Origin of the sequence: Desulfofundulus luciae, from assembly GCF_030813795.1 — a bacterium.
Taxonomy (GTDB): Bacteria; Bacillota; Desulfotomaculia; order Desulfotomaculales; family Desulfovirgulaceae; genus Desulfofundulus; species Desulfofundulus luciae.
The window spans coordinates 85,817-105,734 of record NZ_JAUSUX010000002.1; the positions used below are offsets into that span (position 1 = coordinate 85,817).

A 19,918-nucleotide genomic window follows, 5' to 3' on the forward strand; every position below is an offset into this window, starting at 1 on the left:
GATGAGCGCCGCCCAAAGTTTTTCCACTGCTAAATTATATTAATTCTGGCAGGTGGATAATACCAGAGGTATTAAATGGCTGATTGGGAGCCTGGAAGGACTATCACCTGCCCGGGGTAGATTTCATGGGGGTTGGCCAGGCTGTTCAATTCAATGAGGGTAGAAAGGGGTACGTCAAAGCGGCGGGCAATCTGCCACAGGGTGTCCCCCGGCTGGATCACGTATGTTTCCCCGGGGGCGCTCTGGGCAACGTTTGCCCCCGTTACAATGCGTACAGGGGTGCCGATTTGCACCTGGGGGAAGAGTTCCTCAATGTGGTGGTTGTACATGCGGATACAGCCGTTGGAAACGGCCTTGCCAATGGAACCGGGGTTATTTGTCCCGTGAATGCCGTAATTACCGCCGGGAATATCCAGCCCCATCCAGCGGGTACCCAGTACCCCGCCGGGGTTGAGCATTTTGTTTACCACGTGGTAGTCCCCGGTGGGTGTGGGAGTTTCCGGCTTGCCCACGGCCACCGGGTAGGTGCGCACCAGGGTATCGCCCTGGAAATGATGCAGCCGCCTGAGGGCCGTTTCTACCAGCAGGTGGGTACCGGCAGTGACTCCTTTGCCTGACATATTTGTCGCCCCTCCTCGTAATCCCGGAATTTGCACCTCCACATCATGATATGAAGGGGCGATGGATTTTGATTTAACCACATTTTCAGGGTCAGTCATGCGACGGCAAAAGAAATTCCCGCTAACTTGTGGAGGAAGATTCTTAAATACCAGTTAAAAATAACCGAAGAGGAATTCTGGAAGTCTTTATAGAGCTGTCCGCGGGAACCGGGCTTTTTATTTTTTCGAGAAACGCCGGAAATCAACGAATCCCTGATATAACTGAATTTTTAGCAATAGAAGCCCGGATAACTTTAGTCAGGAGAGGTTCAATTTCTTCTCCGTCCTGTATACCCAGGCAATGATCTCAGCCACCACCTGGTATAACCCGGGCGGTATTTCCTGGCCGGCACCCAGGCCGGTGAGGGTCAGGGCCAGCTCCGCATTGTGGTAAACGGGCACATTGTTTTCCCGGGCCAGTTTTTCAATTATTTCGGCTAATTGCCCGCGACCGGCGGCCACCACCCGGGGAGCGGTATCCTTTTCCGGGTCATAGGCCAGGGCTGCGGCGGCCTTAGGTTTATCCTGGGACATGGCGGCAGCTCCTTTCGCTTTTACACCAGCGCGTTTACGGGCCGGTAGGGCGGCGGTTCGTGGGGGCGCAGCAGTTCGCAGATACAGGAGATCTTTCGTGCGGTGACCTGAATATCATCAATGGAATACCCCAGGGCGGCCAGCCTGTCCCTTAACTCCCCGGCAGCCTTTTTAAAAAGGGAGACGAAGTTTTCTTCTGCCACGGCCACCCTGGCTGTAAGTCCCGCCTTGCTCCGGGTCAGGTAAACCCAGGTTTCCCCCAGAACCGGGGTTTCCACCCGCACCACCAGGGCCAGGGGGAAGTCCTGCTCACCTTTCTTACCGGCCCGGCTGTCCACCATATACAGCTCGCCGTGCATTCCCTTCCCGCGAAAGGTGAAAAAGCTCACCATTTCCTGATCCGGGAAAAGGGGTACCGCCTGGTTCAACACCTCCTGCCCCCGGGGAGTGGCTTCTTTGTTTCCCAGGAGGTAGTCCAGGGCCTGCTTCACCTTGCCCGGGTCAAAGCGTAAATCCAGGGTTTCCAGCCACACCCGGGCGGCCCAGAAGGCCGCCCGCTCCCGGGGAGGTAGATCCCTGGCGGCAGAGAAAAGCATCTCCACCAGGGAGCGGTCCAGGGGCAGTTGCCACTTGACCATTTCCTGCAGCAGCTTTGTGATTTCGGGGTCGGCGGGCATGCCCAGGACTTTGGCCATGGTTGTCAGTGCCGTGTTCTGGTCCGGTGTAACGGTGAGGTGCTGCAGGTGCAGGGTCCCGGGGGTAACCTCACGCACCAGGGCCCAGAACGTGGCCGGAGGGGAAGGTATCTCCCCCGTGGCCGTGAAGATCTGGCCGCCTATGCGCACCGTGGCGAGACCGTTTTCCACCCCCAGGACCTCCACCTGCACCATTTGCCCCGGCTGCAGGGAAGTTGCCGTTTGCAGTTCAACAGCGGGGTTCAGGAAAATGCCCGGAATTTGCATAAGTCAATTATACCATTTCCTGTTAGCGTAAACAATGGCGAGGGGTGCCCATCATCTGCTGGCCGCAATGAAAAACCGTTTTATTTCCAGCGATTGTTTACAAAATGTCTGAAAATTGATATGATCGTTGAGATTACTTCGCCATCTTCGGCGAGGAAGGACAGGCTGGAAAAGTTTTGTAAATATGAGAAAGCCGGTGTGAAAGAATACTGGATCGTAGAGCCGGAAGAAAAGCTGGTCAGCGTATTTGTGCAGGGCGACAATAATAGATACGGCAGGCCGGATATTTACACAGAAGGCGATGAAATAAAAGTGAGTATATTTCCAGACCTTGTAATAAGTCTGAAGAATATTTTTTGACCCTATAGAGGGGCCGCTTATAATGAAGCAGGGGATTCTGGTGGTGGATACAAAAGCCATGCTCAATCTCCTTATTATGGGAGTTGGACAGGACTACCTGCACATTCCCATTATAAGGAGTTTTTTCTTTAAAAGCTGATTCAAACAGGAAAATGCAGTTGTATTCAGTTATTCAGTGAGATATTTTTTTGTATAATATACACAGGGTATATACAAGGGGGTGATGGCTTGGAAAAAACCAGACTAACCCCGATCCGGTTTCCGGTTGACCTGCTGCTTGAGCTGAACAGGTTTGTCGGTCAGGGGCAGAGGAGCAAGTTTATTATTGAAGCCACGCAGAAGGAGTTGCTCCGGTTAAAACAAAAAAAGGCTTTACAGTCAGCTGCCGGAGTTTTCAAGAAAGAGGATTACCCAGGTTTTGCCGGGCCTGGAGATGTTTCCTCCTGGGTTCGCCGGTTGAGGGAGGATATTGGAAAGTGAAATCAGTGCTGGATGCGTGCAAGCCGCGGCCCGAGATCCTGGCCGGTACGTTCAACCCCGAGGTTTTTACGGCGTCGCTCAGCCCGGTCGTCGAGTTTTACCGCAGCGGCCGGGGTCTCATCGACAGTATTTACACCAATGCAGAGCTCTTTTTCCGGGAGGCTACTTACCCCACCCAGGGTTTGCGGTTGACCCTGGCGGAAGTTTTCGGCCGCATTGCGGGGGATATGACCGTTCCGGCCATCCACCGGCTGGAGACGGCCTTTGGCGGCGGCAAGACCCACACGCTGATCGCCTGTACGCACATCGCCCATAAAGGTACGGAGCTGCGCAGCGTCATCCGGGACATCCTCGACCCGGAGCTTCTCCCCGGGCCCGGCGAGATTGCCGTCGTCGGGGTGGCGGGTGATGAAATCCCGGTGCATAAGCCAAAGGGGAGGGATTTAGTGCCCTACACCCTCTGGGGCGAGATCGCCTACCAGATCGGCGGAGAAACCCTCTACCGGGAGGTTGAGGATGAAGCGAACTCCCATGCCGCGCCCGGCAGAACGTATTTCGACAGGGTGTTTGCCGGCCGTAAGGTCCTCATCCTGCTGGACGAGCTGGCCCAGTACGCGGCGCGGCTGGAAGCGGCCCGGCCCGATGGCGCCAGCCAGCTGGCCGCCTTCTTAATGGCCCTGCACGGTTACGCCCGCAACCATCCGGGGATGGCGGTGGTGCTCACCCTGGCCAGCACAACTGATGCCTTCGCCAAACAGACGGAGTACCTGGCCAGGCTCATCAGCCAGGTGCGCGGCGAAGAGGTTGGCGAGGACGATGCCCTGGGGATTGGGGAAAGGGCCGTGCAGGGCGTAGCCAGCGTGGTTGCCCGTGACGCGGTCCAGGTGACGCCGGTGCAGGCGGCGGAAATTTCGTCCGTCCTCACCAAACGGCTGTTTGTCTGCATAGATCGGGAAGCCGCCCGGGAAACTGCTGAGGAGTACATGGCCATGTACCGCCGGAACGCGGCCCTGCTGCCGGACGAGGCTTCCAGCGATGACTTCAAGGGCCGGATGATTGCCAACTACCCGTTCCACCCGACCCTCGTTGATTTTCTGAATAAGAAGCTGGCCAGTGCCGAAAACTTTCAGGGGACGCGCGGCGTCCTGCGGGTTCTCTCCCTGGCCGTGCGCAGCCTGTGGCAGAAGCAAAAGGCCGTTCCCATGATCCACGCGTGCCACCTTGACCTGCGCGAGGAGCGGGTGGTCAATGAAATCCTGGGCCGCACGGGCAGCTCTGACCTGCTCTTTGTCCTGAACGCCGATATCGGCGGCGTAGATACGGGCACGCTGGAGGGCGGCCACAGCAACGCAGAACTGGCCGACCGGCGCAACCCCCACCCGGAAGGCCACCCCCTTTATGAGTATACATGGAAGACCGTTTTCCTGCACAGCCTGGTCGGCCGTGAAGAGGGCCTGGGCTCCAGAATCTTCGGCCTCACCGAGTCCGAAGCCTGTTTTGACGTTTCCTTCCCCGGCTTAACGCCGCCGCAGGTGCGCACGGCGCTGGAAGAGATCGGCGAAAGCGCCTTTTACCTCCGTTACGAGCAGGGAAAATATTTCGCCAGCGAAGAGCCGACGATTAACAGCGTTCTGGCCAGAATCCGCAGGACGTTGAAGGCTGAGCAGGTGGAGGAGCTTCTGGAGGCGGCGGCGCGAAAGGTGGTCACCGGGGGGGCGGGTTTGTTTCACATAGAGCATGATGTTTCGCTGCCGGAGCACCTGCCCGACGGCAAAGACCGGCCCGTGCTCGGGGTCGTTTCGTTAACTGCCGGGACCATTGATGTGGAGGCCATGGTGACCACAAAAGGCCAGAACAGGCCGCGGGAGCGGCAGAATCTCATCTTTCTCCTCGTTCCGGAAACCGTTATTGTGAAGGGGATAAACGATCAGGACGGGCTCTTCGAAAACACCTGCGTCCGGGACGCCCGGCAGCGGATTGAGGGTACTGCCCGCCAGGTCATGGCCATGCGCCTGCTGATGGAGAAGCCGCAGAGCTACGGGGTGAACCCCCGCCGCCTGGAAGATGAAGATTTCAAGAAGCGCTACGCTGAACGCGAGAACGGCCTGCTTACCGATGTTTCGAGAATCTATACGGGCTTCTATTACCCGGGGGCGGCGGGATATATCGTGCGCAGGGAAATAAAGACTGCCGGGGGCGAAGGCGGGGCACCCTTTATCGAACTGATCCGCGACGCGCTGAGCAAGGACGGCAAGCTCCTTACCGGCAGCAGCACGACCCAGGCCGACCTGTTGAACTTGAGCAAGCTTTTCTTTGAGCACGGCGACGCCGTAACCTTAAAGGAGCTGCGGGAAAACTTTTACCGCCTGCGCAGCTGGCCGGTGCTGGAGAGCCCCGCAGTTTTCGACCAGATCGTGCGGGCCGGGGTCCAGAAGGGCGTCTGGTGCGTCTTCCGCATGGATACCGGGGAAAGCGCGAAACCGGCCGAATTTTACGACCGGGAAAACGATATCCCGCTGGGGGTTGACCTGGCTGCCGGGGATTACGGCCTCATCACCCCTCAGGGGGCCAACCAGCGCGGCTGGGCAGTAAACCAGAAGGTGGACCCGGTTGAAGTGCGCGAGGGTGTGATTTATACTGTTGCGCAGGGCGGCGTTTCCACGGTGGAGAAGGTTGCCGAAAGCATGGCCGGGAAATACGGGGAGGTTCCCGCCCGGGAACTGGAGGAGGCCGTGGTGACGCTGGTGAAGAGCGGCCAGCTTTTCGCCTTTCGCGGCGCGCCGGATCAAAAGGAAAAGCCCGACCTCATCCACGGTTCCGCCGCAGCCCTTTACACCCCTTTACCCGGTGACGTCCTGATCACGCCGGCTGAAGCGGCCGGACGGGGATGGGTGACCGCCGGCCGCCGCAGGTTTGTCCTGGAAGGAAAGGAAGGAGCTAGGAAGCTGCTGCCGCTGCTCCGGCGGCTGGGCAGCCTCTACAATAAAGGCGCCCGCTCCACCATTGAAAGTATGGATTTGATTGATCTGGAACTTCCCGGCGGCGGCTTGATCCGGCTTCAACTGACCGGCGTTACCCCGGAATCCATGAAGGCTCTTGGCGAGCTTTTTGAAGTGCTGGCCGGCGTGGTACAGCAGGGCGAACAAACCGAGGCCATTCTTGAAATAGCCGATCCGGATGATGATTGCTTATTCATCCAGGAGTTGAAGAAACAATAAGGCGGGGCGGATCAAATGGCAAACCGGAAGTCAAACACCGGCCGGGACCTGCTGCCTGACCTGCAGCACCGCATCCGGCCCCTGCTGAAGAGTGCCCCCTGGATCCTGAGGGTAACCGAATATAAGGACAAACCGGTGCCCGTCCTGGTAATCAAAGAGCGCGGCGAAGGCGCGGATGACGCCCCAAATAACGGCGGGGTTCCGGGCAGGGCGGTTCTTAAGGACCGGGGTCTGCTCTACGGCCAGCCCCTGCGCCGCTGCCTGCCCGTGATCCGTAACATTGTCAGCCGCGTCTGCGATCATGCCGGGATCCCGCTCGAGCTCCAGCGGTATTTTGGCAACGGGGGCATTGCGTTCAGGGGCAACCTGCCCCTTGACGAGGAGGCGGGCGCCAAGCTAGCGCTCATCTTCAAGCTCCGGGAGGGCGTCAGGGACATGGACCGGGTTGAGCTTATGGCCCGGCGGGTGCAGCGCTTCAGCCGCGAGGAAGCGGTCTACTGGTTGACCAGGGCGACCCAGTACGGCGGGGCGGCCAGCCGCTGGGCCAGGTCGGGCATGCGGATCATGCTCGGCGGCCAGCCCGGGGATGAGGAGATCATTCATATGCTGGAAAAGTTGCGTGAATAGAGAGAGGAGATTGTTTCGTGGAACAGCACGCTGTGCCCGGAACGGACCTGCGCCTGATCGAGGCGGGTTTCCCCTGCCACCAGGTGGGCGCGGAGACACAGCGGGAGAGGGATACCGGGAAGGCGCCCCCTACCCACCGTCTTCATGTCTGGTGGGCGCGGCGCCCGCTTGTGCCCAGCCGCGCCGCCGTTCTCGGCTCCCTCCTGCCCGCCGGGACGGACCCGGACTGGTTTCTCCGCCAGCTGGGCATCGAAAAAGTGCAGGCGCTGGTGAACGGGGAGCCGTGGACGCTGGAGGAAAGGCTAATTGAGCGTATTAACAAAAACAGCCTGGGACAGGAGATACTGAAAGTAGATTCTGTGGTCGCGAGGGCGCTTCAACGAGAACAGGAGGTCAGGGAAGGCCATAGGAAGCTGATCAAAGAGATCGTCGGTAAGAATCCTCTTCTAGACGAGCATCCAGTTATACAAAAGTGGAAGGATTTAAGTAAGCCACTTCCTGAGCCGCTACCAGTAGAGGGTGATGTGCTGTTTGTTGAGCGGGTGGCCGCTGACCCGGCGTGGTTCAAGGCGTTAATTGAAATGGCTGAGAATGCAGGTGTCCGCGTTCCAAATCTCTACGGGTATTCCCGTGCCTACTCTCATCAACCGGAATGGCAGCCCCCTGACATAACCGTACTGGATCCTACCGCCGGCGGCGGTTCAATTCCTTTTGAGGCACTGCGACTTGGGTATCGCGTGATTGCAAATGAGTTAAACCCGGTAGCCGCTGTGGTCTTGTATGCCACCCTTGATTATCCCGCCCGCTACGGAGTCGAATTAGCAGACGACATTCAGAAATGGGGGCAAAGGCTGCTGGATACTTTAAACGAAAGGGTTGATTCCGTATTCCCTCGTACATTTCCATTGCCCCCAGACGAGCGGCGAGTCCTGGAGAAGCATTTAAGCAAGTGTTCAGATTTAGTTATTGAATATGATCGGGAGGATACGACCACATATTTATACGTTCGCCAGGTCACCTGCCCCCACTGCGGCGGCGAGGCACCCCTGCTGAACACCTGCTGGCTATCGAAAGAAGGCGAAAAGTGGGGCGTGCGCATTGTCACGGACGGCCGGCCGCGGGGCGGCAGGGTCCGGTTTGAAACCTACCGCCTCAAGGGCAACCGGGGGCCGAACGGCGAGGACCCGGACTTCGCCACGGTGAAGGATGGCGTGGGCCTGTGCGTCCACTGCCGCCAGGCCATTCCCGCCGACGAGATCAAAGCCCAGGCGAGGGGTGAGTCGCCCCACGGCAGGTGGCAGGACCGGCTTTACTGCGTCGTGGCCGTTCGCTGCCAGCCGAAGCTGGATAAACAGGGCAGGCCCGAGCGCTACAAGAGCGGCGAGCGGGCCGGTGAAATTAAGACAGAGAAGGTACGCTTCTTCCGGCCGCCCAACGACCGCGACCTTGAGGCCCTGCGTGAGGCCGAAAAGCGCCTGGCCGGGCGCTGGCCCGGGTGGGAGCGGCAGGGGCTCATTCCGACGGAGAGCATTCAAAGGGGCCATAAGACAATGGAACCTCTACGTGTTGGCATGACGCGCTGGTGCGACATGTTCACGCCGCGCCAGCTCCTGGGGCACCTCATCCTGGTAGAGGAGCTCAACCGCCTCAAGCCGGAAATCCTCCGGGAGCTGGGGGAGGAGCGGGGCCGTGCAGTTGTTACGTATCTCCAGTTTATGATCGATAAATGCCTGGATTATAACAGCAAGCAGACAAGGTGGCATTATAATCGAGGTGTCCTGATAAATACCTTTGGAAGGCATGATTATTCAATTAAATGGACGTTTGGCGAGATGATCTTAACCGGCCCCAACTCGGGCGCGGCCTGGGCGCTCGCGCAGGTCGTTGACGCCTACGCAGGAATGGCGGAACTGCTGGCGCCCCTGCACGCAAAGCTCAACGGGGCCGCGCCGCCGGTGACCATCCGGTGCGGCACGGCGGCCCGGATGGAAATCCCCGATGGTTCGGTGGATCTGATCTGTATCGATCCACCCTATTACAACAACGTCCAGTATGCAGAGCTGTCCGACTATTTCTACGTCTGGCAGCGCCGCACCCTCCACGACCTCTACCCGGAGCTGTTCCGGCGGCGGCTCACGAACAAGACGGACGAGGCCGTGGCCAACCCGGCGCGGGACGGGTCGGCCGCCGGAGCGAAAAAGGAATACGAGCGCCTGATGGGCGAGATTTTCGCCGAGTGCCGCCGCGTGCTCAAAGACGACGGCATCATGACCATTATGTTCACCCACAAGACGCAGGAGGCCTGGGAAGCGCTGACGCGCTCGCTGATCGAGAACGGCTGGACTATTACGTCGTCGATGCCTGTCGAATCTGAAGCGGCCGAATCCATTCACCAGAAGGGAATGGCCGCCGCCGCCAGTTCCATCTTCCTTACCTGCCGTAAGCGCCAGAAAACAGGTGGTACACCGGCCACCTGGACGGGATTCGGCGGTACGGGGGTGGCCCAGCGCGTGCGCGAAGCCGTGCGCCAGGGCCTGGAGGAGTTTGAGCGGCTCCGGTTAAACCCCGTGGACGAGATGGTGGCCAGTTACGGCCGGGCCCTGCGCGTGCTTTCCGAACACTGGCCGGTGCTGGACGGCGACGAACCGGTCAGCCCCACCCGCGCCATGAACGAGGCCAGCGCGGTGGTCGCCCGGTATCAGGTCGCCCGCCTGACGCAGGGGCGCTTGCAGGTGGACGACCTGAATCCCGAAGCAGCCATGGCCCTGACCCTCTACGGTATTTTCGGCCTGGCCGAATTTCCCTATGACGGGGCACTGAACCTCTCGCGGTCGCTCAACATTAAACTGGAGGGCAAAACCGCCGGGTATACCGTTAACGGCCGGATGATCGGCATCAACGACGAGATACGGGGCAGCCGCGTGGGGCGCGGCAGCGCGCAGGAGACCGGTTACCACGCGCCCCTTGTCCGCCGCGGGTCAAAGCTGCGCCTGGCCCGGCCGGAGGAGCGCCACAGGAAACGCGTGGACAACCCGCAGACGGAGTGGGACGTCCTCCACGGTTTAATTCTTGCCTACCGGGAGGGCGACGTTCCCGTCGCCCGCGCTTATCTGGCGCAGCACGCGCCGGCGCGCGAGCAGGTGATCCTGGATCTGCTCTCCGTATGGGCGGCACAAATGGCCGACGAAGAATTGCGCCGGGAGGCCGGGGCCATCCTGTTCGGCCTCAAGTGAGGGGAGGAGTTCAATGGAGTCAACCGGTATCTCTCCGGAAGGGAAGGGCCTGCGGTCCCGCCGCTGGCTCCTCTCCTACAAGACATCTTCAACTCTCATCGACGGCCGCCCGGTGGACATGCTGCACGATTTTTACATACCCGCCCTGCGCCTGGCGGTGCGGTACGACCGGGTGGCCGGGTATTTCCGCTCGTCCTCCCTGGCCGCCGCCTCCATGGGCTTCTCTGCCTTTGCCGGCCGGCGGGGCAAAATGCGCCTCATCGTCGGTGCCGACCTGGAACCGGAAGACGTAAAGGCCATCCTGGCCGGTGACAGGGAGCGGCTGGCGGCGAGGTTGAATGGTGAGCTCGACCGGCCCGCGCCCTGGCCGGAGGGCGTGCAAAACGGCGTAACGCTCCTGGCCTGGATGGTGGCCCACGGGTACCTGGAGGTTCGCGTGGCCTTCCGGGTGCACAAAGAGACCGGCGAGCCGCTTCCCTTCGATGCGGTGGACGACGGCTACGTGCACGAAAAATGGTTTGTTCTGCACGATGAATTCGGCAACCGCCTGTACGGGGCGGGTACGCTCAACGAATCAAAAACGGCCCTTATCCTTAATGCCGAGAATATCGATATCCACTGCGACTGGTGGGGGGAGACGGACCGCCGGCGGGTCGATGAAGCCGTGGAAGCTTTTGAAAACCTCTGGCAGGGCCGGGTCCCCCACCTGCCGGTAATGACCCTGCCGGAGGCGGTTAAGCGGCGCCTGGTCCGGATTGCGGAAAGGGCCAGCCGCCCGGTGGAGATTGACGGCACCAGTGCCGCCTCCGGGGCGGTGGAACCGCCTCCGGCCATGGAGCGGCTGCGGTTTGCCGTTTTGCGCGACGCGCCGAAAATGCCCGGCGGCCGGTTCGTGGGCATAAAGACCGCGCCTGTGGAACCGTGGCCGCATCAGGCCGTGGTCGTGCGCAGGCTGGTGGAAACCTGGCCGCACTCTTATCTACTGTGCGACGAGGTGGGCCTGGGCAAGACCATCGAAGCCGGGCTGGCGTTCCGCTCCCTGTACCTTTCGGGCCTGGTGAAGCGCATCCTCATTGCCGCACCGGCCGGCCTTACCCGGCAGTGGCAGCGCCAGATGGCGTCCAGGGTCCTGCTTTCCTTCGGCCGGGCGCGCACCAGCCCGGAGATCTCCCATGAATACATCTTCCCGCTTGCAGAGAACCGGGCGGCGGCATCGATTTACGAGCCGGACCTGGTCATCGTGTCCACAGGGCTGCTCGCCCGCCGGGAACGGGCAGCGGCCCTCAAGAGCGCCGTACCATTCGACATTGCCCTGGTGGATGAAGCGCACGCGCTCCGGCGGAAGAACCCCCAGGGTGGCCTGCAGGAGCACCCGGAATACGGGCACCTCTACCTGGCTGTGCGCGATTACCTGCGGGCCAGGGCGCGCAGCCTGTGGCTGGCCACCGCCACACCCATGCAGATCGACCCCGTGGAGGTGTGCGACCTGCTGGCCCTGACCAACCGGGCCGGTGTCTTCCAGTTCGACCCGGCACTGACCATGCAGTATTACGAGATCCTGGGCAGGCTCGTGCGCGGGCAGGAGGCCGGCGTTCAGGAGTGGGAGCTCCTGCGGCGCTCCGTGCGGGCAGTGAAAATGCAGGACCCGGTGCTCTGGGATTTTCTCGAGAAAAGTGTCATCGACGGGCGCATCCGGACGGCGGTGCGGCAGTGGCTTGAATACGGGCGGGTTCCCCGGGGCAGGGACCGGGAGTTAATGTACCGCCTGATTTTCAGCGCGTCGCCGCTCTCGCGGGTGATGCTGCGCCATACCCGGCGCCTGCTGGAAATCTACCGCGACAACGGTCAGCTGCAGCAGAACCTACCCCGGCGCCACATTTTGCCTGTGCCCCGGATCGTCATTACCCCGCTGGAGCGGCGTATCTACGACCGGCTGGAAGAATACTGCGCCGGCCTGGCCGGCCAGCTCAGCGGGCGTAAAGACCAGCAGACCCGCCAGATGGTCAGTTTCCTGCTGAGCTTTTTGCGCCTCCGGTTCGCCTCCAGCCTGTATGCGCTCCGCGAGACCCTGCGGCGGCGCCTGCGCAAGGTGGAAGCCACGCTGAAAAATCAGCTCGTTGAAGAGGCAGGTGAACCCGAACCTGAATTTTTCCCGCTTGCGCACCCGGTATTTGAGGATGAAATCGAGGACGACCTGCCCTTAGCCTCCGAATCCCTGTTGAAGAACAGGACTCCGGCTGACCTGGAATGGGAGCGGGACCGTCTTAAAACCATGCTCGAGGAAATGGCCGACATTAACGGGCCTTCGTCTAAAATGAAGGTTCTTTTGGACACCCTGGACCGGCGCCGGGACCGGCAGACCGGACGCATCCGGCAGACCGTCGTCTTCACCCGTTTTTACGATACGCTCAGGGATATCGTTACCCGGCTGCTCAAGGCCGATCCGCAGATGCTCATCGGCACCTATGCAGGGCGGGAAGCCGGGTATTACGACCCCGGGCGGGGGGAGATGATCCCGGTGGACCACGAAGAGGTGAAGGAGCGGTTCCTGCGCGGCGAGATCGACGTCCTTGTCTGTACGGATGCGGCGGCGGAAGGTTTAAACCTGCAGACCGCCGACCTGCTGGTCAACTACGATCTGGGCTGGAACCCGATGAAAGTGGAGCAGCGGATCGGGCGCATCGACCGCATCGGGCAGAAGCACGAGGACATCCATGTTCTCAACCTCTGTTATTCGGGTAGTGCCGAGGAAGAGGTTTATATCCGCCTGCTGTCCCGCCTGGCCCGGGCCAACATGATCGTGGGCACGCAGCAGATCTCGCTGCTTCCGGTGGGACCGGAAGATTTTCAGGAGCTGGCCGAAGGAAAGCTCACTGCCGAAGGACTGTGGGCCCGCGCCAGGGAAAGGATTGAGGTCCTGCGCCGGCGGGTGGAGAGCATGGAGATCCGCCCGGAAGAACTTTACGAAATCTACATGCGGGTGGCCCGGTCCGGCAGCCGGCTGGCTGCGCCGGTGGACCTGCCGGCTATATGGGAGGCCCTGAGCGGATCGCAGTACCTGCGGAGCCTGGGATGTACCGTATCCCTGGAGCCCTGGCCGCATCTTACGCTTTCCGGTATAGACGGCGTGCCGGATGGCTCAGTCCTCACCGTTTCCCGGGAGCTTTACGAGGAAGGCCTGGCCGGCGGTGGAGTGCGCGTTCATTTTGCCTCGTACGGCGATCCCTTCTTCGATGCTGTCCTGGAACAGTTCGGCAGGTTCGGGCTGCCCGGGTGCGTGCGGCGGGTAGCCGTTAAAGTTCCCGGCATGAATGATGTGGAGATGGTGGGTTACGCGGCGGCCTGCCGCGGGGCCGGTGGCGTGCGCGAGGTCCGGCTCATCCGGGGATGGAGCGACCTGGAGGGTCTTTGCCTGGCGGAGGAGGAATCCCTGGCAGAAGCGGAGGTCGCACTGCTGCGGGAAAAACTGGAGCTGCTGGCCCGGGAAGAGTTCGCACCCTGCCTGGCGGCGGAGCGGATCGAACGGGAGAACATCCGCGCCGCCCGGGCGCAGGAGATGTTCAATTTCCTGGTGGCCGGCGACCTCATCGAGACGGTGGCGCGGCCTGCCGGGGAAGGGGCGTTTTTCTGGCCGATCCTGCGCGAAGCCGCCTCTCGGGTGGAGGAGCGGGAGCAGATCCTGGCCGGCGGGCTGCCGGCGGAGGTCCTCAGGGCAATTGCCGGGGAGCTGCTGTTCGACTGCCAGGTGCCCGCTGCCGGCGGCAAAGCTAGTGTCCTGGTGCCGCGCGTCCTGGCCCGGGCGGCCGTCGACGCCGCCAGCCGCCTGGCGGACAGTATGAAGGTGCGCAAAAGTGAGCTCCGTGTTGATACGGTGCTGGCGCGCCTTAAGCGCGAAGCAGAGGCCAGATGGCGGCAAATACGTTAGAAAACCCCCGGCTTCCGTGCCGGAACTGAATGTCTCCCTCAGCATGGGTGGAGCAATTGCCGGACGTGTTTTAATTGATGACGACCGCGACCTGGAACGGCTCATCAGCCTCGCTGACCAGCTTCTTTTAGAGGGCAAGCGCCGGGGTAAGAAGACGGCCCTGATCCGGTGTGCGGAAAACTTGTCTTTCATAACTGAAGGAAAAACGAACCACTGTAGTTCCAACGGGAATTGTGAGGAAGACGTAACCCGGCACTCAGAAGTCTGAGTGCCGGGTGGTTTACTTTTGCGCTTGCTCTGGTTTGCTAAATAACCGTTAAAACTGGCAGCACAAAGACCTTAAAGCCTTTACCGTCAAGCCGTAAGGAAAATTTTTTAAGCTCCGCCAGGATCCTTTCTTGATCGTCATCGCCGACTACCGCCGCTACGGCACAGTTGAACCCCGGCCATACCGGATCGTCCAGCCTGGGCTCACTGTTTTCCCCTTTGCCCAGTACCCTGTCCCATTTGGTAAAGCCCGTAACCCCCAGCGAATTGAGCATCTCCATTACGTCCTCGTCAAAATCCACATCATAGGTAATAAAAAGCAGCTTCATCACCGCACCCCTTTAGAAAACAGAACCTGGCAAAAACCGCAGATCCTCATGTGCAGGTCATCAGGAGAACTTTACGCTTACCTTTTGAATGCCGGCCGTCTTGCAGAGTTTTCTCTCCTCAAACAGGCAGTAAACCGTAGGGATCAGCACCAGGGTGACCAGGGTGGATACGGCCAGCCCTCCCATCATGGTGATTCCCAGCGGGTTCCATATTTCCGCTCCTACCCCTCTGGAAATGGCCAGCGGCAGCATGCCGAAAAACATGGCGGCGGTAGTCATCAGGATTGGTCTTAACCTGTTGCGCCCGGCATTGGTTATTGCTTCCCGTAAAGGCTGGCCCCTGCTTTGCAACAGGTGGGTATAGTCGACCAAAATAATGGCGTTCTTAACTACAATTCCGGTTAACATGATAATGCCCATGAAAGAAATCAGGCTTAAGGTCGTCCCGGTCAAATAAAAGGCGTAAAATACCCCCGTTAAAGCAAAGGGCACAGAAAACATCACGATCAAGGGATCCCGGAAATTGCCGTACAACGAGGCCATAACCATGTAAACAAGAACAATTCCCAGGACCAGCAACAGGCTGAGATCCTTAAAGGCTTTTTGCTGCTCTTCAACTTCTCCGCCGAAGTTGACTGAAATCCCCGGCGGTATATCCATATTTTTAAGAGCATCTCTGATGTCGTTGGTGATTTCCCCCAGAGAACGGCCGTACTTATCTGCCTCTACCTTGACGATCCGCTGGCGGTTTTTCCTTTCAATTTCTACAGGTCCCTCACCACATTTTATTTCGGCGATATTTTTCAATTTAATCATCCTGCCGTCGGGAGTAAAAATCGGCACTTCCGGCAAATTTTCCAGCTTGTTTTTGTCCGCCTCGCTCAGGCGGGTGAAAATATCAAAGCTATCGCCCGCATCGCGGAATTCGGTAGGATTATCGCCATAAAAATAGTTGCGGACCGTACCTGCGATCGTAGCAATGTTTAGCCCGAAAGAGGCTGCTTTTTCGCGATCCACCTCCACCCAGATTTCCGGCCGGGGATCTTTTTGACTGAGGGAAACATCCGCCGTGCCGGGGACTTCCTTAACAATCTTTTTCACCTGTTCGGCCACTTCGAGGTTCGTGTTCAGGTCGGGGCCCGCGACTTCAATGACGATTGGCTTTCCGCCGCCCATCATGAGCGAGGAAATCTGGCTCGTGGCAGTAACCTTCATCCGGCTAATGCCCGGTATTTTTTCCAGTTGTTCTCTTAATTTGCTGGCAATATCACTGGCGTTGCGCTCCCTCTTATCTCTGTCCACCAGTTTAAAACCAATCGTTCCCACGTTGGGTCCTTCGTCCATGCCCAGGGCCGCGCCGAATCCCTCTTCGCTCTGCCCGTCAAAAGCGTAAGAGTGCCTGAATTCCTCCGGTTTTACTATTTCACCAATGGTTTGCAGCATTTTTTCAATAACCCTGTTTGTTTCTTCTATTCTTGTTCCTTCCGGCAGGCGAAATTCAATGTTGACATCCCCGGAATCCATATCCGGTACAAAACTGGTGCCTATAAAAGGAACCAGGGCGAGGCTGCTGGCAAAAATCGAGACGGCCAGGGTAATTACGGTCTTTTTGTGGGCCAGGGCCCAGCTGAGGACGCGGCCGTAAGCATCTTCAATAAGAACCAGGTATTTCTCTACAGTTGTGTAAAATTTGCTCCAGAAGCTTTCTTTTGCCGCGGATTCTCTATTGCCGCTTCCCAGCCACTTTGCGGCCAGCATTGGCGTCATGGAGAGGGCAGTAAAAAGGGAAGCCAGCAGGGTCACGACAATCACAAACCCCAGTTCCTTAAAAAGCGTCCCTGTAATCCCCCCCACAAACATCAGCGGGACAAAAACCACCACGACCGTCATGGTGGAAGCCGTCACGGCCATGCCCACTTCGCTTGCACCATAAATGGCGCTGGTTTTCGGCCGGCCGCCGCGCTCCAGGTGGCGGGTGATATTCTCCAGGATCACAATCCCGTCATCGACCACCAGGCCGCAGGCAATGGCCAGCGACATCAGCGAAATCAGGTTTATAGTATGACCAAATAAAGAGAGCGGGATGAAAGCAGCCAGCAGGGAAAAGGGAATGGTCAGGGCGATGATGGCAGCCGCCTTAACTCTCCTTAAAAAGAGAATGGTTACGATTATTACGAGCAAAATAGCTCTTAATAATTCATCCTGTAAAGTTTTAACGGAACGTAAAATATCTTCGGAACTGTCCATTACGGTATTGACTTTCACGTCGGTGGGCAGGTTTTTTTCTATTTCTTTAAGTTTATCCCTGACACCCTGAACAACTTTTACGGTGTTTTTACCGGCCTGCTTTTGTAAAATAAGAACGATGGCCTTCTTCCCGTCCGCCCAGCCGTTAACGGTTTGTTCTTTATAGGCGTCTTCCACTTCGGCGACATCCTTAAGGTAAACAGGCCTGCCGCTAAAATAGCCGACGACCGTATTTTTTATTTCCTCTACGTCCCTGTACCTGGCCGGAATCCGGACAAAGTATTCCTGCGTGCCGGATTTTATACTGCCGGCCGGCAGGTTTAAGTTTTCTGCCGCCAGAACCTGTTTTACTTGTAACAAATTCAGGTGATAACCGTCTATTTTTTGAAGATCGAAATGAACATTTATTTGCCTCTCCATACCTCCGTACAGTTGAATGGCACCAACTCCCGGAACGCGTTTTAATTCGTCGGCAATCTTTTTCTCGGTCAGATAATAAAGCCTCGGCCAGCTGGTATCCCCGGTGACGGTCATGACCAGGATGGGGATGCTGGCGCTGCTGAACTTAAAAATTACCGGTTCTTCTGCATCGCCCGGCAGTTTCCTTTTGGCCAGATCCAGCTTGTCCCGTATGTCGTTGGTAGCTTCCTCCAGATCCGTGCCCCACTCAAACTTACAGGATACCAGGGAGAGATTATCCATGGACCTGGAGGTGAGCGTATCCAGGTTGTTTACCATATTGAGCTGATCTTCAATGTGCTTGGTGATTTCCGTTTCCACATCGGAAGCGCTGGCTCCCGGCCAGGCGGTCAGGACACTTACCACCGGCGGTTCGATGTCCGGAAGCAGATCGATGGGGAGCCTGGTTAGAGAAAGTGCTCCCAGAATAATTACGGCCAGGAAAAGCATTAAAGTGGCCACCGGCTGTTTAACAGAGAACTCAGGAAGCCTCACTGCCCGCAGCACCTCTTTCTTCTATAGAAACGCGTGCACCGTCATAAAGCCGGTTCTGCCCTCTGGTAACGACCAGATCTTTTTCAGTTAAACCATCGGTTATCTCGGTAATATTACCCTGACTGATGCCCGTTTTTACGTTTTTTAAGATTGCTTTGTTATCTTTAACGATATATACAAAATAGCTTCCCGTTCCCGGCATTTTATTCAGGGATTCGGTGGGAACTGCCAGGGCTTTCCGTTCGCCTAAATATAATTTAATATGGGCAAACATGCCGGAACGAAGCTTATACTCCTTATTGGGGATATGTATTTCAATCCCGGCTGTCCGGGTAGCCGGGTCGATGGTCGGGCTGATAACCGAGACAACCCCTTTAAAAACTTTTCCGGGAAAAGCATCTACGGTTACTTCTGCTTCTATCCCCTTTTTGAGATGGGGGAAGTCTTTTTCCGTTATGCTGCAGACGATTTTCAGCTCATCTTCCCGGGAAATGCGAATCACCGGTTTCGCCGTATCTGTCCGGTTCCCCTGCTCCACGTAACGGGCGGCTACAAATCCCGAAATGGGTGCATATATACTGTACTCGCGGTAAAGTACCTGCAGCTGGTTTAAAACTGCCTTCGCCTTTTCAACTTGCGCGCCCGCGAGTTTCTTTGATTCAACGGCAGCCCTGTACTGGGCATTTATATGATCCAGTTCCTGTTTGGATACAGCATTTGCCTGGTAAAGATTTTCCACACGCAGGCGGTCTTTTTCTAACAGTTCCAGATTCGCCTCGCTCTGCCTTAACCCGGCCTCCGCTGCAGCCAGGCCTGCCGTTGCCTCTTCAAGCTGGGCTTTTATGATATCATCTTCCAAAACAGCTATCAGGTCTCCTTTTTTAACGTAATCGCCGGTTTCTACGTATATTTTCTCAATAATCTCCCCCCCAATCTTGGGGTGAACGTCTACCACGGCTGCCGGTTTGATTTCTCCTGTCAGTTCCAGTACCCGTTGCAGGTTCGTTAATCTTGCTTCGGCCACCTGTACGGGTACGGTTTCCGTTTTGTTAACAGTAATCTTTTCCTTTTCACTATGCCGAACGTAATTAAAGGCAGCAAACCCAACAAAGAGCAAGATCAAGATAAAAGCAGTGATGATCCCTGTTTTGCTTTTGAGAGCCACCTTGTCTTCCAAAACGATAACCTCCTTCGCTGCCCGGCGCAAGATCCCCTCCGGCACCTTCGTGCAGGGGAAGCTGGCCGCCATCCGGTTAAATTCACCGTGGGTGCGTTTCCTCCGGGGCCGCGCGCCACTCCCTCTTCGGCGCGGCCATAAAACTCCTTAGCTGTGTAACAGATATATTCGTTCAAAGAAGATTTTCTCGATCAGGTCTGTGTCAACAGGATGTCTACCGGGGTCTTCCATCCAGCAAAAAAGAAAGGCATTGCTTATACTGTCAAGGGCCAGGGCCAGGTAATACGGGTCAAGCGGGCGGAAAATCTTCTTTTGAATGCCTTTTTCAAAAACAGCAGCCAGCTTCTGGATTAGCTGGTCATAGAAACTGCGCAGCTCAGTTTCTAACCCCCTCCTGACGTTAAAGCTCACGCCGGCACCCGACACTGAAAAGTAAAGCCGCACCGACAGGATGTTTTCCATAAAAAGTTTACATTTTGTTTTTAGAAAGTTTTTTACCCTGGCATATTCGTCCCCCTTTTCTTCCAGCGCTTTCGATAACGCAGAATAAAACAGCATTGCCGTCTGCATTAAAATCTCTTTATACAGCTCCTCCTTATTTTTGAAGAACTTGTAAAGAGTGCCCACGGCAAATTCTGCCCGTGCGGCTATTTCGTGCATGGAAACGTTATGATAACCCTTTTGCGAGAATAACTCCAGCGCAGCCTGCAGGATTTCCGCCCGGCGCTGCAGTTGTTCCCGCTCTCTTCTGGAAAGTTTATCCTTTTTCATTGTAGCCTCCAGGTAAATATGTAATTAAAAGTAAATATGTATGAAGCTGGCATCACAAAATAAACTTTAGATTCACTGTATAGCATTATGATTTTTTTGTCAAGCGCTACCCGGGAGGAGCTGGCCAGGGGGCAGCCATTCCGGTTGGACCAACTGCCGTCCGGGCACCCGGCGA

The 19,918-nt window shown here is 57.5% G+C and carries 13 protein-coding genes and 1 pseudogene; 7 read left to right on the top strand and 7 right to left on the bottom strand.

What is annotated here, in order from left to right; all coding sequences use genetic code 11:
• Positions 1-71: 71 nt before the first annotated feature.
• From J2Z49_RS01910 to fliK, 3 genes are all read right to left on the bottom strand, one after another.
• Positions 72-620, bottom strand: coding sequence for a L,D-transpeptidase family protein (locus J2Z49_RS01910; protein WP_307399346.1), 549 nt, complete (start codon positions 618-620; stop codon positions 72-74).
• Between the two features lie 297 nt (positions 621-917).
• Positions 918-1,193 (bottom strand): EscU/YscU/HrcU family type III secretion system export apparatus switch protein, encoded by a 276-nt coding sequence (locus J2Z49_RS01915; protein ID WP_307399348.1) that lies wholly within the window; start codon positions 1,191-1,193, stop codon positions 918-920.
• 20 nt (positions 1,194-1,213) lie between these two features.
• Positions 1,214-2,059, bottom strand: coding sequence for a flagellar hook-length control protein FliK (fliK, locus tag J2Z49_RS01920; protein ID WP_307399351.1), 846 nt, complete (start codon positions 2,057-2,059; stop codon positions 1,214-1,216).
• 213 nt (positions 2,060-2,272) lie between these two features.
• Between fliK and J2Z49_RS01925 the strand changes: the two are divergent.
• From J2Z49_RS01925 to J2Z49_RS01955, 7 genes and pseudogenes are all read left to right on the top strand, one after another.
• Positions 2,273-2,515 (top strand): annotated as a pseudogene (locus J2Z49_RS01925) (Uma2 family endonuclease); the annotation flags it as partial.
• A gap of 228 nt (positions 2,516-2,743) precedes the next feature.
• Positions 2,744-2,995 carry a hypothetical protein gene (locus tag J2Z49_RS01930; protein ID WP_307399353.1) on the top strand — a complete coding sequence of 84 codons (252 nt, stop codon included), beginning with the start codon at positions 2,744-2,746 and terminating at the stop codon, positions 2,993-2,995.
• Positions 2,992-6,213, top strand: a complete 3,222-nt coding sequence (locus J2Z49_RS01935) for an ATP-binding protein (RefSeq protein WP_307399355.1) — start codon at positions 2,992-2,994, stop codon at positions 6,211-6,213. The genes J2Z49_RS01930 and J2Z49_RS01935 overlap by 4 nt, the downstream gene beginning before the upstream one ends.
• Positions 6,214-6,228: 15 nt before the next feature.
• Complete coding sequence (locus tag J2Z49_RS01940) at positions 6,229-6,840, top strand: DUF7680 family protein (RefSeq protein ID WP_307399357.1); 612 nt, start codon at positions 6,229-6,231, stop codon at positions 6,838-6,840.
• 17 nt (positions 6,841-6,857) lie between these two features.
• The gene (locus J2Z49_RS01945; RefSeq protein WP_307399358.1) at positions 6,858-10,073 is read left to right on the top strand and encodes a DUF1156 domain-containing protein; all 3,216 of its coding nucleotides are present in this window, start codon (positions 6,858-6,860) and stop codon (positions 10,071-10,073) included.
• A 13-nt stretch (positions 10,074-10,086) separates the two neighbouring features.
• Entirely contained in the window at positions 10,087-13,998 is a 3,912-nt protein-coding gene (locus J2Z49_RS01950; protein ID WP_307399361.1) for a helicase-related protein, read from the top strand.
• A 43-nt stretch (positions 13,999-14,041) separates the two neighbouring features.
• Positions 14,042-14,266 carry a hypothetical protein gene (locus tag J2Z49_RS01955; RefSeq protein WP_307399364.1) on the top strand — a complete coding sequence of 75 codons (225 nt, stop codon included), beginning with the start codon at positions 14,042-14,044 and terminating at the stop codon, positions 14,264-14,266.
• A gap of 37 nt (positions 14,267-14,303) precedes the next feature.
• On the opposite strand, the gene J2Z49_RS01960 is transcribed toward J2Z49_RS01955, so the two are convergent.
• From J2Z49_RS01960 to J2Z49_RS01975, 4 genes are all read right to left on the bottom strand, one after another.
• Complete coding sequence (locus tag J2Z49_RS01960; protein ID WP_166344320.1) at positions 14,304-14,594, bottom strand: PG0541 family transporter-associated protein; 291 nt, start codon at positions 14,592-14,594, stop codon at positions 14,304-14,306.
• A gap of 60 nt (positions 14,595-14,654) precedes the next feature.
• Entirely contained in the window at positions 14,655-17,807 is a 3,153-nt protein-coding gene (locus J2Z49_RS01965) for an efflux RND transporter permease subunit (RefSeq protein WP_307399365.1), read from the bottom strand.
• The gene (locus J2Z49_RS01970; protein ID WP_307399367.1) at positions 17,782-19,044 is read right to left on the bottom strand and encodes an efflux RND transporter periplasmic adaptor subunit; all 1,263 of its coding nucleotides are present in this window, start codon (positions 19,042-19,044) and stop codon (positions 17,782-17,784) included. The genes J2Z49_RS01965 and J2Z49_RS01970 overlap by 26 nt, the downstream gene beginning before the upstream one ends.
• A gap of 75 nt (positions 19,045-19,119) precedes the next feature.
• Positions 19,120-19,743: a TetR/AcrR family transcriptional regulator gene (locus J2Z49_RS01975; RefSeq protein ID WP_307399369.1), complete on the bottom strand. Its 624-nt coding sequence runs from the start codon at positions 19,741-19,743 to the stop codon at positions 19,120-19,122.
• Between the last annotated feature and the right edge of the window lie 175 nt (positions 19,744-19,918).